A 6,415-nucleotide genomic window follows, 5' to 3' on the forward strand; every position below is an offset into this window, starting at 1 on the left:
TTTATATGCTTATTAATTGCTTCTTTTGTATTATAGTCTTTTAAAGCTATATTATGGACTTTCTTAAACGATAGCGTTCTTTTTTGAATCTATACATTTATAATATTTAGAAACGCTCTCATTATGCGTATTTTTATCTTTATAACCTATCTTATTTTTTTACTAAATGGTTTTTAAGATTTCTGTTAATTTCTTTTATAACACATTTGCAATTTAACAGCCTTTTATAGGAACTGTCTTTATAAAAACGCTTTCATTTGCATTGTGATTATAAAAACCTGCTTTTTTCACGCATTCTCTATAGCTGTTATATTCTTTATAGCCACAGCATCATTTTTCATTTTCATAAGAGAAAGGATAATTGTTATTTATAGTCTGTTATGAAAACATCTAAAGAAAGATTGATAACTATAGAGATTAGCAAAATCGCTTTTAATAGACTTTTATCATTTTTGTCAGTTCTTTTTAGACCCTATATTATTTTTTTTTAATGAGAAAAAATTAAAAACATTATATTTCAATATGTTAGTAGTTTAATGATACAACCCATATCGACAATACAACCTTAAATACAGCTGTAAATATATATTTGTCAGTTATCTGTCAGTAAATTGAACCGACAAAATGATTATCTTAGAGAATGATTAAAACACGTCTTATGAAAGCATGTGATCTTTTAAAGCCTTTCAAAAGAAAGGGGGTATAATCATAAGAAATGCTATCAAGATCATTATGGTTATGAGTTTTGAGTATTTTGAAGATTTTGAGGGTTCCTTTTACGCCCCCTTATATATTTTTTTCAATCAAAAAAAATAAAAGTTATTATATTTCAATATGTTATTATTTTAATAATACAACCTATATCGACAAGATAACCTTAAATTCAACCCATAGTATATTTTTGAAGGTATTTTGAGGGTTTGAGAAACCTTCAAAACCTATAAGTAATATAAGAAAATGAATATACAAATCTCTCTTTAAACAAGGCTTTTAAAAACAATAAAGCACTCATTTGAGATTACGGTATAATCTCTTAAAGGCAATCCAAATAAGGGTGTTTAAAAGTGCAAGTTTTTTCTTTTTAGAATAACGCATGATAAATTATTCCTTTTAAGATTGTATGTAAGCAATTTATAAAAGGGATATAAATCTATAGTTATAAGACCCTATACCCCTTATAAAATTAGCATGCCCATTATGTGAGCATGCTTTATGAGTTTATTCAGTTTCTCTTATTTCTAATTTTGGTAGGTTTTTAACGATTTTCATGGTTTCTAAACTTACGGTAATAACCCTTTGGAATAACTCCAATGGATATGCAGGGTTTCCAATGGTTTCAACAGCATAGCGATTGGCATCATTCACAATACCACTCTTTTTATCAGTCTTAACGCATTGACGTCCCATAACCCATTCAAGAGCAGGCTTGCCATTGATGATATATTCATAAGCTTCAAGAGGAATGTCTGTTATTGTGATATTGCTGTTATAAATAACTGTCGATTTATCCTTTTCCTTACTATCCTTAATTTTTGCGAATTTCATTTCAGTTACATAATAAAACTTTTCTGGATTAGAGATATCAGTTTGTTTCGGATTGCCTTTTTTAAAGGTTACTGGATAAGGTTCCACATCTTCATAATTTACGTGTAAATGACCCAATTCACGCCCTGCTGTAACAAACATCCAAAAATCATCAGCAGTTTTTACGCAAGGAATACGAGGCAATTCTTTAGAGAGGTTATCAGCATAACGAGTACGATAATCTTTTGAATGAAGTAAACCGTAAACATAATAAAACAGATCATCTTTTGTTATATTCTCATTAGGATAAGCTGCTTTAAAATAGGCTAGACCTTCATCCGTAATAGCATCACGTCTCTGTAAACCAGCACTTTTACTTTCTTCTATAGCATTTGCAAATAAATGGGATTGTTTCTCACTTTTATTTTTTGAAACCGTAGTATCTTCGTAAATATAGCGTGGAAAGCATTGACTGGTATCTATTGCGTGAAAATTAGGTAGAGTCTTGGTCATTAAGACAGAAAAGCCCACCATTGCTCCTATACCTGTAACTTGTATTATTTTATTTTCATTCATCTGTTCCATAGGAAATATACACGGCATTTTGGAAACTCTATCGTTGAAGGCGCGATTATAATAAAGCCACTGTTGTGTAAAAGGGCGATAAAGGCTTTGAATAAGGCATGTATCTTCAAATTCGAAAATTTTTCCTTTTACCAGTTCCTGCTTAACATTATGGCTCCAACTTATCTTTTTCTCATCCGCATTAACAAAATTATCTACAACCTTTGTACGTGCTTTATGGTCAGTGTGATAAGTATCGTTAAAACGTTTCACTTCGTTATTATAGAAGCTAATCATGCTGTGCATATTTTTTGATAAAGCATCACGGCTAGAGTTGTATGTCCAAGCATCACGATTGGTTTTTAGACCACAAGAATAAATCTCAAACAGTTTTTTATCATGTCCTTTTTTAGCACCCATAGCTAAAAATGCTTTGAAACTGTCATCCCGTTGACCAAGCCAATCACCGTGTTTATCTGGTGTAATTATTTGCCAGCCTTTTTTGCTCCGTGTAATGCCTTCAATACTAGCAAGAGCCTCGATTATCTTAAGCTTTTTTTCTTTTGTGAGAGAATCTCCAATGTCATGATAGTAAATTTTACAATCTCCAGAAACATTGGGATTTTTGATAAACAATGTTATCGCAATACCGGTCATACTACCATTGCCAAAAACATTTTCTCCTTCTTGAGAATTCTTTTTGTTCATCATATTTTTACGAATATCCCCTCGTAAATTAAGCACATAAATGCTCGTAAATTCTTTGGCTAAAGATTTTCGTAAGCCATCCATAGAATACCCACTGATGAAATTTCCATTTGTGACAAATCCGATTACCCCAGCATTATCAATACGGTCACTAGCCCAACGAATAGCACGAATATAACTATCATAAAGCGCTTGCCTAAGATTTGCTTTAGATTGAGCAGCATAGGTTTCACGAATACGGTCATTTAATATAGGATAGGGGTTGTTCTTTGCATTATCATTTTCGCTTTTTTGACCGGTTGAATAAGGGGGATTGCCAAAGATAACTTTTATATCCAGATTTTTTTGATGTTCTAAATATTCACTGTTTTCTTTAAGTATGCCTTTCATCAAATCTTGTTTTTCAATCATCCGAAACGTATCGGTTAAGCCAATATGTTTGAAAGGAATATACTCTCCTTCCATAAGACTATGATAAGTCGATTCAATGTTAATCGCTGCTATGTAATAGGCTAGCAAGACAATCTCATTAGCATGGATATCATGACGGAACTTATATTCCATATCCTCTGGTTTGATGAGATTGGATTGTAAAAGCCGTGTGATAAAGGTACCAGTACCTGTAAAAGGGTCAAGAATAGAAACACCGCGTGAACCCAAGCTTTTTCCAAACTCACTTCGCAAGACATCATCAACAGAGCGAATGATAAAATCCACAACCTCAACGGGGGTATAAACAATCCCAAGCCTATCGGTGGTTTTCTTAAATGCTTTGGCAAAAAAACTTTCGTAAAGCTTGATAATAAGATTCTGCTTTGCTTGGGGTTCGGTAATCCCTGCTGTACAGAATGTGATACTTTTGTAGAATTTATCGAGATCTTTTGCTTCTTCCTCAATATTAGTTTTATCCAGTTTTGCTAAAATCTTTTCCATGGCTTGTGAAATAGCATTGTTCTGTACAAATTTATTGCCATCAAATAAAGCTTCAAACACGGGACGCGTCACAAGATGTTGGGCTAACATCTCAACGGCTTCCTCTTGTTTGATTTCACTGTTTACGTTGTTTTTTAATTCCTTATGAAAGGTATCAAAGGCATGAAAAGTTTCACTCTTTTCATCCACAAGCATATCTTTAAGACGGGTGATATGGTTTTGTGCAATCTCAGCAACATTGTCAGCCCAATCTTCCCAATAGTCCGTGATTTTAAAACTATCCAGAAAAATTGTCTTGATAAAATCAACAAATTCAGAAGGGAGGGGTAATTCTGTTTGCTCTCTATATGCCGATTTGGATTTGCTTGCTGCTGTTCCAATAACATGTCTAGAACTTTCTGCTTTTGATGGTATTGATACCTCATCAACCGTTGTGGTGAGTTCTTTTAATTCATCGGCACGCTTAACCTCTATAATCTCAATCGTATGACTGCTATCTTGTCCTAGCGACATCTGATTAATCGTTCGAGCCAGCCTCTCATCATGGGAATGTAAAGCATGCAAAACTTGCCAAACAACACGATACTTCTTATTATTCCGTAAAGCTTTTTTGGCTTCTAGGTGTGAAGGAATGATAACCGGTAAAATGATATAGCCCGTCTTTTTTCCTTTGGCACGACGCATCACACGCCCCACCGCCTGTATCACATCCACTTGGCTATTGCGCGGGTGTAAAAACATGATCGCATCAAGAGCAGGGACATCAATCCCTTCTGAAAGACAGCGAACATTACTTAAGATCCGACACGCATTGTGACCCGCATCTTGTTTAAGCCAATCCAGTTCTTCATTGCGTTTTTTGACACTTTGCTTTCCATCAATATGTCTTACTTCACAGTTCAAAAAGGGAACGTCTTTAAGGAAATCATTGATATGAGATTTGATAATTTGATTGAAGAGCTTTGTAACATATTTAGAAGTATTAATATCTTTACAAAAAGCTAAAGCACTATGCATGGGCTCTGTATCATCATCATCAACAGCTGCTTTTTTATCTATTTTGGTCAGAGCTCTATAACAGCCAATAATTTTTGCCGCATCATCTAAATCAATTTCATGGTCTTCATTGGCAATAATCTTTTGTATGGCTGGTGTGATATAGGTTTCATCAATACCTAAAACCACAATCTTGTAAGGGGTTAAAAGTTCATTATCGACAGCTTCAGCGAAGGTATAATGATGGAGTTGTTTTCCAAAAAGCGCTTCATCATCCATAGATGCCAAAACGGCATTAATCTCATCAGCACGCCTTTTGGCAGTCTCACTAAAGATACGAGGTGTTGCTGTCATGTATAGACGTTTTTTACCTCGAATGATACTATTGTCATGAACCTTGATGAATTCAGATTCATTATCATCAGATCCCAATGAAGCTCCAGTCGTACGGTGTGCTTCATCACAAATGATTAGATCAAATTCGGGTAAATCATATTCCTTTTGCGCATCGGAAATCACTTGAATGGAATGATAGGTTGAAAAAATGACGGTCATTGCCTCTATGAAGCTTTCACAAGCTTCTTTGGCAAGAGCTTTTACGTCTGTTGTAGCTGGTAGCACAAGATCTGATGTTTCTATGCCAACAATATCATCTTGGTTTTTACGACGTTTACCTACTTTTGTATCAGAACATACGGCAAAGGAACGCAAGGGAATTTGTGCATCTGCTGTCCATTCACGTATCGTTTGCGAGACCAAAGCAAGTGAGGGCACCAGAAACAATACACGCTTGCCTTTCCCAGCAAGGGTTTCTGCTATTTTAAGGCTTGTAAACGTCTTGCCTGTACCACATGCCATAATCAGCTTGCCACGGTCTGCTTCTTTTAAACCTTCACAAACTTTCTTGATGGCTTCTTCTTGATGGGGGCGAGGTTCTTTTGTTGATTTCAAAACAACTTCTTGTTTTGTTGCAAATATTTGCCAGTCTATACGACTGTTTTCCATATAACGAAGGTCAATACGATAAACGGGTATCGCTTGTCCTTTAATCATTGCATTCACATTGTCACTTAATTCACTTTCAGTGCTATCAACGAGAAGACGATATTTAAAGATGTCTTTTCCAGAGGCTGCGATAAAGCTATCAATATCCTTTTTACTGATCTGATGGTTTGCTTTATAAAACTTACATTGGATAGCAACATACCCTTCTTGATTGCGAAGCTTTGCAACCAAATCAATGCCGATATCATTTTTATTCCAATCTTTGCGTTCTTTAGCCCATTCAAAATAGCTTTCAACCTTTTCATACCGTCCATAATGCAAGGGGTCATGCATAAGATATTTGCTAACAAAAGCTTCAAAAATTTTCCCCTGTTGAGCTTTTGAAGTTGTCTGTTCACGATAAGATTGTAAGAGAGAGCGTAAAGAGACGTGTTCATGATCAGACTTAATAGATTGCAGCATATTACAACAGAACTCCATTTTAGTATGAGAGGGTTAATTCTTATCAAAAGAATCAAAATGAAGTTTATTAAATCCATTTTGAACGAAATGAGAAAAAACGGATAAATTTTTTCAAAAGGGGTTTTTAAAGGCACTTTATCCACAGCCTATGACGCAAGCCAGATGAGCAAAGAAGTGAAATTTGCTTATCGTTTGACGTGTTAATCAAGACAAATGCAATACG

1 protein-coding gene is annotated in these 6,415 nt (G+C 34.8%); it reads right to left on the reverse strand.

Going from position 1 to position 6,415, the window contains the following annotated elements; all coding sequences use genetic code 11:
- Nucleotides 1–1,218: 1,218 nt before the first annotated feature.
- Nucleotides 1,219–6,192 (reverse strand): DEAD/DEAH box helicase, encoded by a 4,974-nt coding sequence (locus tag K3248_RS07275; RefSeq protein WP_220717710.1) that lies wholly within the window; start codon nt 6,190–6,192, stop codon nt 1,219–1,221.
- Nucleotides 6,193–6,415 lie beyond the last annotated feature (223 nt).

This window comes from Bartonella raoultii (assembly GCF_019659805.1).
GTDB lineage: Bacteria > Pseudomonadota > Alphaproteobacteria > Rhizobiales > Rhizobiaceae > Bartonella > Bartonella raoultii.

Coding starts and splice junctions, on each gene's coding strand:
- K3248_RS07275 (WP_220717710.1), bottom strand. CDS start 6,192: ATGCTGCAATCTATTAAGTCTGATCATGAACACGTCTCTTTACGCTCT.